Origin of the sequence: Shewanella morhuae (assembly GCF_003028295.1) — a bacterium.
GTDB lineage: Bacteria > Pseudomonadota > Gammaproteobacteria > Enterobacterales > Shewanellaceae > Shewanella > Shewanella morhuae.
The window spans coordinates 664,160-680,891 of sequence record NZ_PYSG01000002.1 but is presented as its reverse complement, the minus strand read 5'-3'; the positions used below and the strand labels follow the sequence as shown (position 1 = coordinate 680,891).

The following is a 16,732-nucleotide window of genomic DNA, read 5'->3' as shown; positions in this document are numbered from 1 at the left end:
ACTTTAGGTGGCTTTAAGAGAAAGGCATTTAGATGCTAAATATGAAGTCCTAACCACATTAAGCTTTAGTCGCTAACTCGCCTTTATTATCAAATGGCCAATCAATACCCAACCAAGCCTTAAAAAAGGCTTTCTGCTGTTTAGTCGCCTTTGCATCACCCTTAAGCACCAACTTACCGCTTTGCTGCTCACCGAGTGCAAGCTTAACTTGTTTGATTTTATCGTTACTAAACAATGTCACTTCAATGCTATCACCAGCTTTAAAATCGTTAATACGCTTATCAAAACCAGATGCGGTTACCTTAAGGCCATTTATGGCTAATACTTCATCGCCTGCGGTTATGCCCGCTTGCCACGCGGGGCCATTACGTAGTACTTGGTCTAATAACAAAGAGCCATGGGTGCTACTTAACGTCATGCCGGCAAAGGCTTCAGTTTTTGAGTCTTTGCCATAGGACATAACAAGCCCAGCTTGCGCTAACAACTCAGGGAAATCTAAGCTCATCGGACTATTCACGTTTGCTTGCCACCAAGGCGCATAATCTTTGCCAGATAAATCTTTGAGAATATGCTGCACATCGCTCACCGCATAACCTTTTGGCACGCGGTAGTCTTGATATAAACGACGGTGCACATCACGGTAAGAATGCTTAAGCTTAGTGTCTTGCAACAGTGAAAAATCTAAGGCCAGAGAGGTTAAGTAACCCTCAGAGTAAATATTAACACTGTGGTTAATGGCATAATCACCACCCGTGCTGCTCCACTCTCCAGCACTTGCTTCGGCTACTGATTGGGTTTCACGCCCTGGATTGAGTTGATTTTTTTCAACACGTTTAGCTAAATCCTCAAAAAACTCTTTCGCCGTCATCACCCCAGCACGTAGTAATAGCTGGCCTTGGAAATAGCTAGTAGAGCCTTCGGCCATCCACAGTAATTCGGTCATGTTTTCATGCTGATAATCGTAAGGCACTAGCCCTTCTGGGCGATATGCCTTCACGTTCCAAGTATGAATAAACTCATGGGATGCCGTACCGATAAAGCGTAGGTAATCTTTGCGCTCACGGAAACTAAAACGTGGTAATTGGATAACGGTAGAATTTAAGTGTTCTGTCGCGCCACTGGCACCATTGGTGGCATGCACCATATACACATAACGGTCAAAAGGATAATCCCCCCAAATTGCCTTAACCTGACCACTTAACGCAGTTAAATCCTTAACGATTTTATCGGTGTCATAATTACCCTCTCCCCAAAATACTAACTCATAGTTTTTGCCATTAGCGCTGAACTGCTTATGAGTACTCACTCCGGTTTCAATTGGGGAATCAATTAATACATCGTAACTAGGTGCAATAAAAGAGTGTGCCAATATCCCTGATGCCATACCCGAATAACTTTGCCAAGTTTCAGGGACGTTTAATTGAACCGATACAGGCTCAGCGCGAAACTGCGGGCTATACATAAATACGCCGCTGGCATCTAAAAAAGCATGGCTCGCATCTATATGGCGCACTCTTTGGCCTAATTCATTGGCATACAACTGATAACTAACGGTAACACGGGTTGGCGCGCTGAGCGCAACTTGCCATTCGCCACTCGCCGTGCGTTTCCAAGGCAGTTCAACACCTTGACTGTCTTTAGCACTAAATAAACGCACGCCATCGGCCAAAGGTAACACTTGATATTTACCCGTGCGCCACACTGGCAAGTTAACCGTAAAATCGGTGCTCTGCACCTCAGGAAAAGTCACGCTCACTTGGGCGATATGATGCTCGGGTTTAACGAGTTCGATTTGATATTTTACATCGGCCAAGACTTGGCCTGAAAATAACGCACTTAATACCAATATTGATAATCTGCTAGGTTCCACTCTTACTTCCTTCTGTTATTATGCTTCTTATAATTTCGCCAAGTATAACAAGTCGATGTAGCATCCTCATTAGGCGCTAACAAAAGCTAACAAAATAAGTTCCTTGACTTAAGGAATGAGGAATCCCTGCTCAAATGCAAAAACTAACGGTTATTTTATTAGCTTTATTACTGTCGATCTCATTTAGCGTACAAAGCAGAGATTTCGAAGCGGATGAAGTTGAGTTTAGGGAAACACCACAGCAAATGTATGATGTGCTGAGCCAATCGATTTCCTTCCCTATTCTTTTTGAAAACCGTGAGCAATTTGAACGTGTAGCCAAAGAGCAAGGCTACAGCACCACTGACTTTGAGCATATATTGTATTTGCTTGCTCGATTAAACATGGAGCATAACGTCAAAACGAACGGTGGTATAAAAGACGCCAAAAGTATTATTGAGTGGTTAACAAAGGCGGCACAATCGCCCTATGAACAAGCCGCAGTGGCAATGCTACAAGGGCGTTACCTTGGCCGTGCAGAACAAAAATATCCAGAAGCAATAGGTCAATATAACCAAGCGCTTACTCGTATTAACGATAGCTATGACGTTAATGCGTTAATTTTAAAACATAATATTTATGAACACTTAGGTGCATTACATTTATTAATTCGCCAAGAAGTGCCCGCCTTGATGCATTTTCATACTTACCGCGACATTGCTTACAAACTCAGAAACGATTATTTAATTGCTGCCGCTGAAGCAAGGCTGGGATTTTATTACAATTTTAATCAGCAACTGACTAAATCATTACAGCATTATAGTGAAGCAGTTCGTATTTCAAATAACGCTAACTACCCATTAATGAAAACCCATCTTCAACTGCAACTATCAAAGGTATATCGCGATTTAAAACAGTGGGATGAAGCGCTTAAAAATGCTCACGAAGCCGCTGCTGGTTTTAAAAAAATGGATAACGATACTTACTTATCAAGCTGCATGACAGTGATTGCTATGGTCTATGGTGAGCAAGGGGATTGGAATAAAGCGATCGATTATTACCTTAATGCTCAGCAATTAGATGCAAAACGCGGTAATTATATTGCTCAAGGGCTCAATTTCCACAATCTAGGGCAAGCCTATTCAAATATTAATGACAATGTTAATGCCCTTAAATATTTACTGATGGCTAACCAAATATTCAAAGAAAAACAAAGTTATCATTATCAGGTTTATAACGAGCTGCTTATTGGTGAAATCGCGCAAACTAAGCAAGATTGGCCGCTGATGATGAGTCATGCAAAGATCGCCTTAGCCTTAGCCATCGATATCAAACTCATCGATGAACAAAAATCAGCCTTAACGCTTATCGCCTTCGCAGCTCAAAAACTGGGTGAGTTAACGCAAACTATCGACGCCCAAAATCGCATTATTGAGTTAGGTAAAACGGTAGAGGAAACTGACAAAAACTCTCCCGTACCGGCCTCAGCCCTTGCAGAGCAGCAGCTCAAACTTGAGCTTAACATGCTGCACGCAAAGCTGACCCAGGCAGAAAAGGAAAGCAGTAACATCAAAATGTTACTGCTATTCACTAGCCTTACCATTGGTGTTTTATTGATCATAATTAGCTTTGCGTTATACCATAGACGCAAAATAACGACAGAAAATGCAGCATTAGCCCAATTAACTCTGCAAGACCCTTTTACGCATCAGTTAGGCTATGCTGCGTTATTAGCCCATTTAAGTCATAGCCAAGAATCCACGGCAGCGTTAGGGTTAATTGCTTTCCCCACATTACTCTCGACCGATTTAGACTATGGCCAATATTTTAGCAATACTATGGCCACACAAATTGCCACACAACTAACAGAAGCCTTGGCCACTCCGGTTTACGTAATCCGCCAAGGGGTGCTTGCCGTGCGGTTCAAGCAAGCGATAGAACCGATGCAAGTGATTAATCAAATAAGGCACACTCTCGACCAACAACAAATAAAGCATCATTTTCGACTAGGTTTTGCACATTTGCCCTTTTTAGCCAAATCAGAAACTAAAATGGCTGCTAAGCTAAAATTTGAAGCGGTGCAGATGGCTCTTGCATGTGCTCGTAGCTTAGAGGGAAATAATGATTATTATGTCGCATTTAGAGCACTCGATTTTGTACCCTTGAGTTTATTTGCTAATCCTTTATTTTTGCACCTTGAAAAAGGCATTGAGCGAGGCTTGATAAGATTAGAAACGAATGGCGATAAAGAGGATATTCGCTGGCCTTGCTGGGAAAACAACCAAGATCGGCAACTACTAGAAAATATTTGATCAATATCAGTCATTAATCACAGGGGCATCGTTAAATCACATTTGCACTCTATGCCCCATGTTATAACATTAGTGACATAAGTTAACCGCTAATATCAAGACAAAGGATCGTCATGTTTTTTAGCCTTAAAGAGTTAGGACAACATTCAGGATGAAGGATTCAGGCGCTACAGTCTCACAACTTGCTTTACTGCAACAGAAGCTTCATTCGGCAAAAGCTGCCCTCGATGAAGTGAATGAAGATAGGCATGCAAAGTTGCAAATACTACTGCAATTTATTAGTCACTTAAGCCTTGCCTGTAAGGGACAGAATCTTGAGCTAGATAATAAACTTGCCAAACTTCGTCATAACTTAAATACGTTTGAACGAGTTGATGAAGCGTTGCCTGAGTTAGTTGATGTCGAGCGTCTGCTAAAAGGCCAATATTATAATGCTATGGTACAGCTCGAAGAGAGCCGAGCATGTTTGACACGTGTTATCCGTCAGCTACAGCGCGTTAAATCGGCACCCGAAAAGCTCAAAAAAGAAATCAATTATTTCAAGCAAGATCTTGATAAGCCTTTTCATACACTGTGGGAGTATATTCCTAAAGTTAAACAGATTATTGGTTTTTACGAAACGATATTACAGCAACAATTTGGTGAATCTGAAAAACTTGATGTTCAGCCAAAACACCAGCAGCTAGCCCATGAGCTAGCACAGATGGTTTCAGAAATTGAGTTTCGTAAAGATCAGCGTGAACAAGTGCTTCAGATTAAAGAAGTACTGGCCTCTGAAGTTGAAATTGATTGTTTACTCGATGCATACCACACCATTTTAGCCTTGTTACTGGATAACATTGCCCGTGAAAAGTCTGCGTCACAAGAGTTTTTATTCGCGCTCAATGATGCTTTAGCCGCAGTTCGTGAGGTGGTGAGTGAATCTTACAATCGTAATCAACGTAGCTTTCTGCTCAAGGCGCAACTTAATCGAGAAATTAACACTTACGTCGATAATGTCGGTGAAGCCATTATTGAGACAGAAGATATCGTTGCACTGAAAGCCCAATTGACGACTCAATTGAGTTCTATCCGTTCAACATTATCCCGCAAAGAAGCCTTAGAACAACGAGATCAAGCACTGTTACTTAAATCAATGGAGACCATGCGTAAAGAGCTCAATGAATTAAGTTATGAGGCAAACACCTACAAAGAGCGTTTATTCGAACAACAGAAACTCAATTTGCTTGATAGTTTAACCCAACTGCCTAACCGCGCGGCCTTAGAAGAACGCATGGACATGGAGTACCGTAACTATCAGCGTCATAAAACGCCGTTATGGGTAGCGATTGCTGACATCGACCATTTTAAAGCGATTAATGACAGCTTTGGCCATAGCACGGGGGATAAAACCCTGCAGGTTATTGCGATGGCGTTAAAAAACTCCCTGCGGGAGTCTGAATTTGTTGCCCGCTATGGCGGTGAAGAATTTGTTCTGTTATTGCCTGATGTGGCTCCTGCTGACATTGCTCAACTTTTAAACAGAGTGCGTGAAAAGATAAAAAATATACCATTTAAATTTAAGAATCAGAGAATTACGGTTACAGTATCTATAGGCGCCGCGCAAGTTATAGGAAGTGAGCTCATAAATGAGACTTTCGAACGCGCCGATGCAGCACTCTATAAAGCAAAACACGAAAGCAGAGACAGGGTTGTGATTGACGTATAATTAAGCCTCACTATACGTTTCTTTTTATCACTCCTGTCAACACGAAGGAGTGGTAAATGATAGTAAAAGTCAGCCCTAAAGGCAGCATGGATCAGCTGTCACAGCTTGAAGTAGAACGACTCAAAAAAAATGCCCAAAGTCCGTTATATCAGTTATATCGCAACTGCTCATTAGCGGTCCTTGCCGCAGGTTTAAAAACAGATAACTCTAAAGCCCTGTTTGAGCAATATCACGATTTCGACATCCATGTGTTACAACGAGAGCGTGGAGTTAAATTAGAGTTAGTTAATCCTCCCGAACAAGCCTTTGTAGATGGCCAAATTATTACTGGCATTCAAGAATATCTATTCTGCGTCTTACGCGACATCCTCTATATCAGCGATAGATATAGCGCACTAGAGCATATTAACCTAACCAATGCCCACCATATTACTAATGTGGTATTCGATATTCTACGAAACGCACGGGCAATTGCACCAATGAAAGATCCTAATGTGATCGTTTGTTGGGGCGGGCACAGTATTAATGCCATCGAATATCAATACACCCGTGAAGTCGGTTATCAGTTGGGCCTAAGAGGACTCGACATTTGTACTGGCTGTGGGCCTGGTGCAATGGAAGGCCCAATGAAAGGTGCAGCAATCGGTCACGCTAAGCAACGGATTAAAAATGCGCGTTATATTGGTTTAACTGAACCGAGTATCATTGCTGCTGAGCCGCCCAATCAAATCGTTAATGAACTGGTGATTTTACCCGATATAGAAAAACGCCTCGAAGCTTTTGTGCGCTTAGGTCACGGTATTATTATTTTTCCTGGTGGCGCAGGCACAGCTGAAGAATTGCTCTATATATTGGGTATTTTACTTAATGAAGAAAATCAAGAAACGCCGTATCCACTAATACTCACAGGCCCTATAGAAAGTGCTGACTACTTCATTAAAATTGATGAGTTTATCGCCTCAACTTTAGGCCCTATCGCGCAGAAAAAGTACCAAATTATTATCGACAACCCCACTGAAGTCGCACGGTTGATGAAACAAGGCATGGAGCAGGTCAAAGCCTATCGCCGCTCAACCGGTGATGCTTACCAATATCAGTGGGCATTAAAAATTGAGCCAGAATTCCAGCTACCTTTTATCCCTACGCACGAAGTGATGGCAAATTTAGACTTACACTTTCAAACCGATAAAGCAAAACTTGCTGCCAACCTTCGTAAAGCGTTTTCGGGTATAGTGGCGGGTAATGTCAAGTCAGACACGATCAAACAGATTGAGCACAACGGTCCTTTCCAATTAAAAGGCGATCCACAGCTCATGGATATGATGGATACGCTCTTGAATGCATTTGTACAACAACACAGAATGAAACTACCTGGTAGCGCTTATGTTCCTTGTTATCAGATAGTCAAATAGACTGTAAAATACATCATTGAATAATCAAATAAAGTTGCGAGTGAAATAAGTACATTACCATGAACAAGTTTTTAATCATCGATGCTCTCAACTTGGTTCGTCGCATCTACGCGGCGATCCCTGATGACACCGATATGCAAAGTTTAACTGAGCGCGTGAGTTTGGCGTGCACTAAGCTGCTGCGAGTTCACCGCCCAACCCATGTGGCTATGGTGTGGGACGGTGATGAAATCTCATGGCGCAAACAGCTTTACCCCGATTATAAAAAAGGCCGAAAACCTATGCCAGAACCGTTAGCAATGGGTTTAGCGGCGCTGCAAGCACATTTAAGTACAATAAACATTGGCTCAATTTATGCTGCCGCTGAAGCTGATGATGTGATTGCAACACTAGCAATGAAAATGACTAAAGCTCAAGGTGAAGCGATTATTGTATCCACCGACAAGGGATTTAGTCAGCTCAATCATCGCCACATCAGCCAGTGGGATCATTTTAATCAACAATACCTTGATATCGTTGCTCTGGAGCAAAAGTTTGGGGTCGACCGCAATCAGTTTCTCGATTTAATGGCCTTAGCGGGAGATAGTGGCAATAAAATCCCAGGTATTGCCGGCATTGGCCCAAAATCTGCGGCTGAATTATTAAAAACCTTCAGAACCCTACCCACGTTGTTTTCATCATTATCAAACTTAGGTGCTAAGCAAGCAAAAAAACTCGCCGAAGGCAAAGAGATGGCAAGGCTAAGCTATAAGCTAGCGCAGCTACAAACGGACTTACCGCTTAATATTAATTTAAAAGACTTTCGTGTTATTTATTCCCGGCCTGACAATCCCAGCAATTAAGACCAAACTACAATTAACCAAGTTGCAACATTTGCATTTACCTAAGAACAACAACAGCGTATTTTAGGGCGAGCTTAGGTCACTCATCGAATGATGATAAAGGAATAACGATAAATGAAATCAAAAATTTCAGTCATTATTGGTAGTATTTTTGCCGCTTATGTTGCCTTTGTTGCTGTGGTTATACTGGTTTATGAACCGACACCCGATGATATGAGTTGGGAAGATAGACAAGCCTACAATAGTCAGAAAATTAGCGATTTAGTTCTAGGGCAAAATATTGCCTCAGTAAAAACATTGCTGGGTAAGGCAGATTTTTCAGAGGCGAAAAGGTTAAAAGAAACTCAATTGCAGGTATTATTTTATCGCACTCACCATGAAAAATCAGATGGCGTCACCACCAAAGAAGAATGCACTCCGCTTATTTTTGAAAATGGTCAATTGATTGCATGGGGCCAAGATACCTACAAGCAATACCTCGATTCGGCTACAGACACTATGCGCAATCCGCCCCATGACATCTTAACCAATAAGTAAATACCACCAACAAAGATTTAAAAAACGCCACCCAATCGGTGGCGTTTTAGCTTTTACAATCCACTCAGTTACTCAACGATGCAGTAACTTAATAATAAATGGATGACATTAAGCCAACAGTTTATTCAACGTCAGCCTTGTACTCGACGTAAGCCTCACCTTTACTGAGCCATGCTGGCGCGGGGGTCCCCTTCAGATAATGGTCAAAATACTGCATCATACGCATACTGTAATCGAGCTTATTAGGGTACTTTTTCAAATGATGTGGCTCGTCCTCATATTGTAAGAACACTACATCTTTGCCCGCGCGGCGCATCGCTAAATACATTTCAACCCCTTGCTCCCAAGGAACGGCATCATCTTTATCACCAAACATAATCATTAAAGGCGTTTGAATACGGTCAGCGTAAAATACGGGTGAATTTTCAATATATTTTTGCGGTGCAGCAAACAAACTCGCGCCAATACGACTTTGCCCCGTTTCGTACTGGAACTGACGCGCCACTCCCGTACCATGGCGAATACCGCTGTAGGCACTGGTCATATTGGCCACCGGCGCACCCGCGACTGCGGCCTTAAACATCTTAGTTTGCGTGATGGCAAACGCCGTTTGGTAACCACTCCAAGAATGACCTTGTAACCCGATTGCATCGGGATCGGCAACGCCCATATCAATGAGCTTCTGCACGCCAGATGTCAGCGCTTGCACAGAACTCGCCCCCGGATAACCAATCTCAAAACGGATATCAGGCAGGAACACTGCATAACCATTATTGATATACCAAGCAAAATTAGGCCGGTGGTTGATGTTCATCTGCGGGAATGCATGCAGCCTATCGGTCATAAATCGATAGTAATAAACCAGCACAGGAACGCGTTTACCCGCTTGATAATTAGTGGGCTTAATCAGTACGCCATCTAACGGCTTACCATCGCTATTGGTCCAGTGAACTAACTCGGCTTTACTCCAATTAAACGCTTGGCGTTGCTTGTCTAAATCGGTCTGCCTCACTGCATTTTGCGGCGCGTTATAACTGGCCGTATACAAATCGGGGAATAAATCAAAGCGTTCCTTAGAAAATACGACAGTATCGGCATCTTTACTGCGGCCCAATACGGTCAACTTATACTCACCTTGCATCAGAGTCTTAACGCCCGCTTCGCCCAGCGTTGCTTGGTAAAAACCATCGGCTTTAGTTTTATCACTATAACCATGGAGTAAAATAGTGGCATTGTAGGCAAGCTCAGTCGGCTCGTCGGGATTATCGACTAAGCCCGCTAGTCGATATTGAATTTTTTGAGCACGGCCCTTTCCCTCAGTTAAAGTAAAACCGGCTTTAGATTCGGTATTAAATTGCCAAACATCGTATTTGTCATAGACCAATATCCCAGCGTCATCCTTAAGCCAAGGACCAAAACCGTATCCCGGCGCACTAGATGGATAATCATGATCTTCATCGGCAAAACTGACCTTTATAGATCGGGTTAGGTTAGAGCGCTGCGCCTGGGCAATATCATAAAGATACACATTACCTTGCTGATAATAGACCACATACTTACCGTTACCCGATAAGCTTGGCTCAGCATCACTGGGCTGCTGAGTCAAAAATGGCACCTTAAGGCCTGTATTTATATCAATCAGATAATAGTCTTGATAGAACCCTGCCCAAGTTGCCATTTTGCGATAGGGTAAATCGGAGCTGGCTAACATAAAGCGTTTGTGCTGCGAAATCGTCACATCAGGCACCGTTTTATCACCAAGCTGCACCACATTATTAGAGCCTAAATGTAGTACCGCTAGGTAAGTCCGTTTTTGCTCTTTGTCGTATTGTTTGATTTCATGAGGCTTAATGCGCGGATCATCACCATGCCATACCTTAAGCCCACGCTGCGCGGTGACAATATCGGTATTAAACAAATCATTTTCTTCGGTAATTTTCTGCAAACTTAACTGCTGACTCACCTCAGGTACACGACCAAAGAACAGTCGCTCACTGTCTAATGAGAAGCTTAAACGAGTGTAACGATTAAGCTTCCATTCGGGTGACTCTGGGGGTTTACTTATTTTGCCCGATGACAAATCGACCAAGGATAACTGGTAGTTGCGACCATAGGGTAACTCACTGTCTTTACCTTGGGTGAACGCCAGCCAACGACCATTTTTAGCCAGTGCTAAAGCCCCTACTTGTTGGTTAGACGAGTCAAAAACAACTGTTTTCTTGTGAGTTTTTAAATCCACTAACTGCAACTGATGCTGTTTATTAGTAATATCATTTACCGCTAATGCCAATCTGCGGCTATTTTTATCAAACACATAGCCAGTAACCTGCTCAATATCGATTTGTTGAGTTAGATTTTCTAAACTAAGCAAAGTAAAACGTCGACCTTGGTCAAACTTATCCACCTTTGGCTTCGCCGGTTTTGCTGTACTTACGGTGCCGACCTCGACTAATGTTTCAGCAACTTTTGGCTCAACTTCTTTTTTGGACTCTTCGTCGGCTTCAAACCAAATAGCCAGATGTTTACCTTCGTCGCTGAAAGCAAATTCCTGCACGCGCTCAAAACGGGTTTGTGTACCCGTTTGGGTATCAAGTAATACCATGGCGGATTTGAGTTTTTTCTTCGCTTTGGCATCGCTCGTTTCAAGCGTAAGTAAACTCGGTTTAACCACTACAGCAATATAACGACCATCGTGGCTCACTTGCGGATCTGACCCACCAGCAACTTGATAACTTTGTTGTAACGAGATGTTTTTCGCAATGACATGACTATCACCACGGTCAGGCGAGGATTCAACCGCGATAACCTGTCCAGTGTCTGAAATAACCGGTTTACCGAGGGATTCAAAATGCATAATGTCAGTTAGGGTGAGCGGCTTAGTGCTATTTTCCGCTAGTGCTGGCGGTAGTATCCCGATGGATAACAACATCACAGATGTAATAGATATTAACTTCAATGTCTTCCTCTTTTATATATTTGTTAGACTAAAGTAGACTTTTTAACCTTTGGGTTTCCATCATGGTGAGAAGCCCGTCTTTTTACAAGTAATACCACATAAAATATCGTGATATTACTCACTATTCCCTGTGAAGTTTGATCAAAGGTGGGTAAAATAATGCGCAGAAAAAATACCTATTTCATAGTCCTGCTATCCAGTTAATCTGGGGCAGACAATTGCAGTAACCACGAACCGTGGAAGGACTTCTCCATGTCAAAAAGAACGATAACCGTAATTCCAGGTGATGGAATTGGCCCAAGTATCATTGATTCAGCCTTACAAATTCTTGATAAAGTAGGCTGTGATTTTGAATATGAATTTGCCGATGCAGGCCTGACAGCACTCGAAAAACAAGGTGAGTTACTGCCGCAGCGCACTTTAGAGCTAATTGAAAAAAACCGTATTACCCTAAAAGGCCCGCTAACAACGCCTGTTGGTGAAGGTTTTACTTCAATCAACGTCACGTTACGTAAAAAATTCGGTCTATATGCAAACGTCCGCCCAGTGCTATCTTTCAAAGGCACCAAAGCTCGTTACGAAAATATTGATATCATCACTGTGCGTGAAAACACTGAAGGCATGTATTCAGGTTTCGGTCAAAAAGTGTCTGAAGATGGGTTAACGGCAGAAGCGACCAGTGTCATTACTCGTCAAGGTGCTGAGCAAATCGCCACTTTCGCTTATGAGCTGGCACGTAAAGAAAACCGTAAGAAAGTCACTATCGTTCACAAAGCTAACATTATGAAGTCAACCTCAGGTTTGTTCCTGAAAGTGGCTCGTGAAGTGAGCCTACGCTACCCAGACATCAAGACAGAAGAAATGATTGTCGATGCAACGTGCATGAAGCTAGTAATGAACCCAGAAAACTTCGATGTGATCGTTACAACCAACCTGTTTGGTGACATCTTATCGGATCTGTGTGCTGGTTTAGTCGGTGGTTTAGGTATGGCACCCGGTGCAAACATTGGCCGCGATGCGGCAATTTTTGAAGCCGTTCACGGTAGTGCACCTGATATCGCTGGCAAAAATCTAGCAAACCCAACCTCAGTCATTTTAGCGTCTATCCAAATGCTAGAATATTTAGGTATGGCTGACAAAGCAGAGCAAATCCGTAAAGCCGTATCTGCAGTGATTGCAGAAGGCGACCGTACAACTCACGATTTAGGTGGCACGCACGGTACGACTGATTTCACTCAAGCAGTACTTGAGCGTCTGTAATAGTGTATAGCGCGTTACAGACGAGTCTATAACGCGCTTGTTCAATCTTGAGCTTCGGTTTAAAACTCAAATGAACAGGCACTAAAAAGCCCCAAAGTTTCCTTTGGGGCTTTTTGTTATGTCACTTTTAAACCTGCGTCGATTTAGTGCAAGATAATCGCAGGGATTAATTCCACGCGGTATCGGGGCGCAGCCATAAATGCACAGTCACTTCATCTCGGTCATGGTAAAGATGTTTGCACTGCACTTTAAAATCGGTAACACCATTTTCTTTTAGAATAGTCTGCATGGTTTCAAGAATCGCTATGACCTCTTTATAACGACTCTTCATCGGCAATTTAAGGTTAAAAATAGCTTCCTTAAACCAACCGTTTATCGCCCATGCTTCAATCAACTCGGCTACGCGCGCGGGTTTTTCAACCATGTCACACACTAACCAATAGATATTTTTACGCTGTGGTTCAAAACGAAAACCGTCTTCACGGAAATGTTTAACCTGACCCGTTTGCATTAACTTCTCATCCATAGGGCCATTATCTACCGCAGAGACAAACATACCACGACGCACAAGTTGATAAGTCCAACCGCCTGGACATGCGCCTAAGTCAACTGAATTCATACCACTACGAATACGCTCTTCTTGCTCTTCTTTGGGCACAAACTGACCAAATGCTTCATCAAGTTTTAAGCTAGAGCGACTTGGTGCATCTGCCGCCATTCTTAGGCGTGGAATACCCATAAAATGGGGAGAGCTATTATTACTATAAGAATATCCCACATAAGCACGACCAGGCCCCACAAAACACACGTGGATAATCGGGCGTTTAGGGTTTTCTTGAGCGAGTAAACTACCCGATTTTTTCAAATGCTGACGCAAAGGTACGGTGAATTTACGGCAAAAAGCCGATAACTCTTTGGCTTCGTTGGTATCTGGCGTTTCAACGCGTAATTCACCCGCTTTACTGACATCACTTAAGGCGGCAACGATTGGCGTCACTCTGTCATTTTCTGGCAAGTCGATTAATAAATCACTGGCGGCAAACATTTGGCGAGCAAAAATTAATGAAGCAAGTGGTAATTGCTTAACTAACGCCTCAGCTGCATCGTCTTCAAAGCCTTGGAAGACCACATAAGCGTCATTGTTGTTCGCTTTAACAAAGCCGCCGACATTAAGCTCTGCGGCGCGCTGCTGAATTTCTGCCGCGCATTCTTTTTCAAAGCCAGCACGGCAAAATAAAAATAGGTTTTTCATGGGGATCCCTGAGAAATCCAAGCCAAAGTTATGGCTGACTATCAATTTGGGCGCCAGTATAGCAATTTAAGTAAAAAAATGCCCTATTTGCCGTCAATGCAAACAAGGCATCAGTGTCTTGCTGATTAAAACCATTCAGCCGATTTTAAAGCTTAAAAACGAACGTTAATTTTCTACATTAAGACTCATGGCCATCCACCACTTTATGACGCCATACTGCTGCGGCAAATAGTAACCAACCGAGTAAAAAGCATCCGCCGCCAATTGGCGTAATGGGCCCAAGCCATTTAGTGCCAATAAGTGCCAATCCATATAACGAACCAGAAAATAGCATAATACCTACAATAAATAGGTATGCCGCCCAGTCCAATAAACGTGACGTCAGCCATTGGCCAGAAAACGCGAGCATAACCAAGGCAAAAGTATGATAGAAATGATATTGCACACCTAAGTTAAACACTTCAATTAAGTCTGGTGGCGCAACAGCCTTAAGACCATGGGCACCAAAGGCACCTAAAGCAACCGCTAAGAATCCGCTCATCGCGGCGAGTAATAATAAACCTTTACGCATTTAACACCCCTGCTTAAATAGCCTTAATTCATTCAACATTCATGTAAGTACATTCTGTTCACTAATAAAATTGCTTGATAAATCAATGGCACGAGCCAGATTAGCCGCCTCTGTGGTACCTGACGACTTTCTTGGAGTAAAACTATGATCGCCATCAGTTATCCAAGCGAGTTTTATCTCAGGTTTCAACGGCCAACTCGGTATTTGCTCTTTGCCACCAAACTTATCCCGCTCGCCTTGCACAACTAATACCGGGACTTGGCATTCATTCAACGGCCCCAATCTTGGATCGCCGCCTTTGAGCGGTACAAAGGGATAGCCTAAACAAATGACGCTATCGATGCGCGTAGCTATCAACGGATCGCATGCCAATAGCGCCGCCATGCGGCCGCCCATCGATTTACCCATCAGTATCACACGCTCAACTGCTGGCAATGATTGAGCAATATCGAGCATCTGTGTCAAACAAGCGAGCAATTTAGGTGCACGGTCAGGTGGACGTCTTTTACCGTCAACAGCATTTGCCTGCATATAGAGGAAATTAAAGCGCATGACCTGAAAACCCTTAGCCACCAGCCCCGCCGACATCGCCTGCATAAAATCTGAGTCCATGTTAGCCCCTGCGCCATGGGCAAATAAAATCAAGCTACTTGCAGGCAGCCCGTCTACGATATAACTGGGCTTATCCGGGCAACAACTCACTACGTGACTCCTCAGCAAACATGTCTAACATCCATTCGCGAAACGCCACAACCTTACCCAGCTCAGCATGGTTTTGCTGGCAAACTAAGTAGTATGCATCCTTACTCACCAATACTTCTTCAAATGGACACACAAGTCGCCCCGCTTTTATATCGGGACGTGCCAGTACGCTATAGCCCAATGCCACACCTTGACCATGGGCTGCAGCTTGTAATACCAAAGATGAATGACTAAAAATAGGTCCTTGGTTCACATTAATATCAGTAATCCCACACTGCCTAAACCATGCCTGCCAATCGTGACGATTCATGTCATGTAAGAGTGTGTGATATTTCAAATCACTCGGTTGTGATAGTGGCTTTGTACCATTGAGTAACATGGGCGAACACACGGGAATAAGCACTTCGTTTCTGAGCTTATCAGCGCGCAGGCCAGGCCAACTGCCTAAGCCATAATAAATAGCGACATCGACGTCGTCCGTTAAAGAACTCGACTCACTATCTACCGCTTTAATGCGTACATCAATATCAGGATTTTTTTCACTGAACTTGGCTAAACGAGGCACTAACCACTGGATAGCAAAACTCGGTGACATACTTACAGTGAGCGAACCTACTGCACTGCGAGCTAATAGCCGGTCAGTGGCGTCGGCGAGTTGAATAAAGACGTCTTTAATGTCAAGAAAGTAACTCTGCCCTTCTTCAGTTAGTAATAAAGAACGATTCTTTCGGCGAAATAATTTTAATCCGAGAAAATCTTCTAATGCCTTAATTTGATGGCTTACCGCAGCTTGGGTAACGAACAATTCTTCCGCCGCTCGGGTAAAACTCAAGTGCCGCGCCGCGGCTTCAAATGCTTTAACCGCGTTCAGCGGTGGTAATCGTCTTGACATCGTGATCTCTATCTCATTTTTTAATTAGTTTTTCTAATCCTTATTGTTACATTTAATCGTTTGTAAAGGCCAGCTATTTTGGTTAAATTTTGTGCCAGAGAAACACACTCGTTAGACAATCTCGAATCGGTGATGGGAATGTCTGACAGCGTCATTTTGTCAGCCCGGAGGCGACTATGTTCAATGTAAAATCGGCGTTTGCGTTAGTTTTTATCGCTGCACTCAGTTTTAATGCCAATGCTAACGTGTTCGCTGACGAAATCGTCATCGATACTAGCGACTTACAAACAAGTATTACTGCAGACTTAGGTGCCGCGATGGATAAAATGCATCAAGAGCTACTGCAAGAAGCCACACTGTTGATTGCTGAGGATGATGCGATTAACACCCCGCAGGTTGTTAAAGCCCAATAGTTGATAAACGATTTCAGGTTGTTTTA

13 protein-coding genes are annotated in these 16,732 nt (G+C 43.1%); 7 read left to right on the top strand and 6 right to left on the bottom strand.

What is annotated here, in order from left to right:
• Nucleotides 1-58: 58 nt before the first annotated feature.
• Complete coding sequence (locus tag C9I43_RS03485) at nucleotides 59-1,870, bottom strand: M61 family metallopeptidase (protein ID WP_107882136.1); 1,812 nt, start codon at nucleotides 1,868-1,870, stop codon at nucleotides 59-61.
• 134 nt (nucleotides 1,871-2,004) lie between these two features.
• Here C9I43_RS03485 and C9I43_RS03480 point away from each other — a divergent pair, with 134 nt between their 5' ends.
• From C9I43_RS03480 to C9I43_RS03460, 5 genes are all read left to right on the top strand, one after another.
• Nucleotides 2,005-4,161, top strand: a complete 2,157-nt coding sequence (locus C9I43_RS03480; RefSeq protein ID WP_107882134.1) for a tetratricopeptide repeat protein — start codon at nucleotides 2,005-2,007, stop codon at nucleotides 4,159-4,161.
• 151 nt (nucleotides 4,162-4,312) lie between these two features.
• Entirely contained in the window at nucleotides 4,313-5,869 is a 1,557-nt protein-coding gene (locus C9I43_RS03475; protein WP_107882132.1) for a GGDEF domain-containing protein, read from the top strand.
• 56 nt (nucleotides 5,870-5,925) lie between these two features.
• The gene (ppnN, locus tag C9I43_RS03470; protein WP_107882130.1) at nucleotides 5,926-7,281 is read left to right on the top strand and encodes a nucleotide 5'-monophosphate nucleosidase PpnN; all 1,356 of its coding nucleotides are present in this window, start codon (nucleotides 5,926-5,928) and stop codon (nucleotides 7,279-7,281) included.
• 59 nt (nucleotides 7,282-7,340) lie between these two features.
• Nucleotides 7,341-8,123, top strand: a complete 783-nt coding sequence (gene xni / locus C9I43_RS03465) for a flap endonuclease Xni (protein WP_107882128.1) — start codon at nucleotides 7,341-7,343, stop codon at nucleotides 8,121-8,123.
• Between the two features lie 114 nt (nucleotides 8,124-8,237).
• Nucleotides 8,238-8,660, top strand: a complete 423-nt coding sequence (locus C9I43_RS03460) for a DUF3192 domain-containing protein (protein ID WP_107882127.1) — start codon at nucleotides 8,238-8,240, stop codon at nucleotides 8,658-8,660.
• 121 nt (nucleotides 8,661-8,781) lie between these two features.
• Here C9I43_RS03460 and C9I43_RS03455 read toward each other — a convergent pair whose 3' ends face one another.
• Complete coding sequence (locus C9I43_RS03455; RefSeq protein WP_107882125.1) at nucleotides 8,782-11,616, bottom strand: S9 family peptidase; 2,835 nt, start codon at nucleotides 11,614-11,616, stop codon at nucleotides 8,782-8,784.
• A 252-nt stretch (nucleotides 11,617-11,868) separates the two neighbouring features.
• On the opposite strand from C9I43_RS03455, the gene C9I43_RS03450 reads away from it, so the two are divergent.
• Nucleotides 11,869-12,876, top strand: coding sequence for an isocitrate dehydrogenase (locus C9I43_RS03450; RefSeq protein WP_076496854.1), 1,008 nt, complete (start codon nucleotides 11,869-11,871; stop codon nucleotides 12,874-12,876).
• Nucleotides 12,877-13,042: 166 nt separating this feature from the next.
• On the opposite strand, the gene rlmM is transcribed toward C9I43_RS03450, so the two are convergent.
• From rlmM to C9I43_RS03430, 4 genes are all read right to left on the bottom strand, one after another.
• Nucleotides 13,043-14,128 carry a 23S rRNA (cytidine(2498)-2'-O)-methyltransferase RlmM gene (rlmM, locus tag C9I43_RS03445; RefSeq protein WP_107882123.1) on the bottom strand — a complete coding sequence of 362 codons (1,086 nt, stop codon included), beginning with the start codon at nucleotides 14,126-14,128 and terminating at the stop codon, nucleotides 13,043-13,045.
• Between the two features lie 178 nt (nucleotides 14,129-14,306).
• The gene (locus C9I43_RS03440) at nucleotides 14,307-14,699 is read right to left on the bottom strand and encodes a DUF423 domain-containing protein (protein WP_107882121.1); all 393 of its coding nucleotides are present in this window, start codon (nucleotides 14,697-14,699) and stop codon (nucleotides 14,307-14,309) included.
• A 39-nt stretch (nucleotides 14,700-14,738) separates the two neighbouring features.
• A complete protein-coding gene (locus C9I43_RS03435; protein ID WP_107882119.1) occupies nucleotides 14,739-15,401 on the bottom strand; it encodes an alpha/beta family hydrolase in 663 nt (220 codons plus the stop codon).
• Nucleotides 15,382-16,293 (bottom strand): transcriptional regulator GcvA, encoded by a 912-nt coding sequence (locus tag C9I43_RS03430; RefSeq protein ID WP_076496858.1) that lies wholly within the window; start codon nucleotides 16,291-16,293, stop codon nucleotides 15,382-15,384. Before C9I43_RS03430 ends, C9I43_RS03435 begins: the two co-directional genes overlap by 20 nt.
• A 176-nt stretch (nucleotides 16,294-16,469) precedes the next feature.
• Between C9I43_RS03430 and C9I43_RS03425 the strand changes: the two genes are divergently transcribed.
• Nucleotides 16,470-16,706: a hypothetical protein gene (locus tag C9I43_RS03425; RefSeq protein WP_076496859.1), complete on the top strand. Its 237-nt coding sequence runs from the start codon at nucleotides 16,470-16,472 to the stop codon at nucleotides 16,704-16,706.
• Nucleotides 16,707-16,732 lie beyond the last annotated feature (26 nt).

Bases quoted from the DNA above. Each gene is read 5' to 3' on its own strand.
- C9I43_RS03480 (WP_107882134.1), top strand. From the start codon at position 2,005: ATGCAAAAACTAACGGTTATTTTATTAGCTTTATTACTGTCGATCTCA.
- C9I43_RS03475 (WP_107882132.1), top strand. From the start codon at position 4,313: ATGAAGGATTCAGGCGCTACAGTCTCACAACTTGCTTTACTGCAACAG.
- ppnN (WP_107882130.1), top strand. From the start codon at position 5,926: ATGATAGTAAAAGTCAGCCCTAAAGGCAGCATGGATCAGCTGTCACAG.
- xni (WP_107882128.1), top strand. From the start codon at position 7,341: ATGAACAAGTTTTTAATCATCGATGCTCTCAACTTGGTTCGTCGCATC.
- C9I43_RS03460 (WP_107882127.1), top strand. From the start codon at position 8,238: ATGAAATCAAAAATTTCAGTCATTATTGGTAGTATTTTTGCCGCTTAT.
- C9I43_RS03450 (WP_076496854.1), top strand. From the start codon at position 11,869: ATGTCAAAAAGAACGATAACCGTAATTCCAGGTGATGGAATTGGCCCA.
- rlmM (WP_107882123.1), bottom strand. From the start codon at position 14,128: ATGAAAAACCTATTTTTATTTTGCCGTGCTGGCTTTGAAAAAGAATGC.
- C9I43_RS03440 (WP_107882121.1), bottom strand. From the start codon at position 14,699: ATGCGTAAAGGTTTATTATTACTCGCCGCGATGAGCGGATTCTTAGCG.
- C9I43_RS03430 (WP_076496858.1), bottom strand. From the start codon at position 16,293: ATGTCAAGACGATTACCACCGCTGAACGCGGTTAAAGCATTTGAAGCC.
- C9I43_RS03425 (WP_076496859.1), top strand. From the start codon at position 16,470: ATGTTCAATGTAAAATCGGCGTTTGCGTTAGTTTTTATCGCTGCACTC.